Annotated in this window: 1 protein-coding gene and 1 pseudogene; both read left to right on the top strand. The window is 61.2% G+C overall.

Annotation, left to right across the window (positions count from 1 at the left end):
• Positions 1-216: 216 nt before the first annotated feature.
• On the top strand, positions 217-939 hold the full coding sequence (gene pyrH / locus NKI38_RS33420) for a UMP kinase (RefSeq protein ID WP_082525466.1): 723 nt from the start codon (positions 217-219) through the stop codon (positions 937-939).
• A 103-nt stretch (positions 940-1,042) separates the two neighbouring features.
• Positions 1,043-1,318: pseudogene (locus tag NKI38_RS33425) on the top strand (ribosome-recycling factor); the annotation flags it as partial.
• Positions 1,319-1,386: the final 68 nt, after the last annotated feature.

Consider the following 1,386-nt stretch of genomic DNA (forward strand, 5'->3'; position numbering starts at 1 on the left):
CGGGGGGCGGGCTACCCGGGGGGGTTATATCCGCCTCCCCGCCTCTGGTCGGGCTTTTTGGGGGGGTTTTTTTAAAAACGGCGTTTTTATTGGGGGGGGGGGCCCCGGTTCACTGCGCGGCCCCCTTCGTGTATCGGAACGCCATTGTTTCGGGGCGGCGCCTGCGCGAGGGTGGTAGCCACCCGGAACGCGCCACATGCAAATGACGAGGACCAGATGACGGTGAAGCCCCTCTACCGACGTGTCTTGCTGAAAGCGTCGGGCGAAGCACTGATGGGCGAACAGCATTTCGGCATCGACGTTTCAGTGGTGGATCGCATCGCCGCCGATATCGCCGAGGCTCGCGCACTGGGCATCGAGGTCGGCGTCGTCATCGGCGGCGGCAACATCTTTCGCGGCGTGGCCGTTGCCTCCAAGGGCGGCGATCGCGTCACCGGCGACCACATGGGCATGCTTGCCACGGTCATCAATTCGCTGGCGCTGCGCACATCGCTGAACAAGATCGGTGTCGACGCCGTGGTGCTTTCGGCGATCGCCATGCCCGAGCTTTGCGAGAGTTTTTCGCAGCGCCAGGCGACCGCCTACATGAACCAGGGCAAGGTGGTGATCTTTGCCGGCGGCACCGGCAATCCGTTCTTCACCACTGATTCGGCCGCCGCCCTTCGCGCGGCTGAAATCGGCGCCGACGCGCTGTTCAAGGGCACTCAGGTCGACGGCGTCTACTCGGCGGACCCGAAGAAAGACCCAAATGCGACACGTTTCGAGCGCATCAGCCATGGCGAAGTCATAAATCGCGGCCTTTCCATCATGGATACGGCAGCGATTGCACTTGCGCGCGAAAACAACATTCCGATAATCGTCTATTCGATCCACGAAAAAGGTGGTTTCGGCGATATTCTAAGGGGCGGCGGCCGCTGCACGGTCGTCGCGGACGATTGATCCGGGGCCTGATCCCGAAAAAGGGGAAGCCGGTTTTCGAAAATCAGGCTCGAACACGGCCCCGAAGCAGTGAACCCGCGTCAGACGGGTCGAGGAGACTAGGATGAGTGGTGAGTACGACGATCTCAAGCGGCGCATGGATGGGGCGATCGCCGCGTTCAAGCACGATCTGGCCTCGCTGCGGACCGGTCGCGCCTCCAGCAACCTGCTCGACGCGATCCAGGTGCAGGCTTATGGCACCACCATGCCGATCAATCAGGTCGCCAACGTCTCGGTGCCGGAGCCGCGCATGATCTCGGTATCGGTCTGGGACAAATCGATGGTCGGCGCGGGCGAACCCGCGCACACCGAATCCAATATTGGTTTAAACAAGTCAGTTAAAGAAAACTGACGCATCCCACGACACCGTACCTGTAGGTCAGGGTGGTGGGCGGATAATTAAAAAAA

It is taken from the genome of Mesorhizobium sp. M0621 (genome assembly GCF_040320745.1).
Taxonomy (GTDB): Bacteria; Pseudomonadota; Alphaproteobacteria; order Rhizobiales; family Rhizobiaceae; genus Mesorhizobium.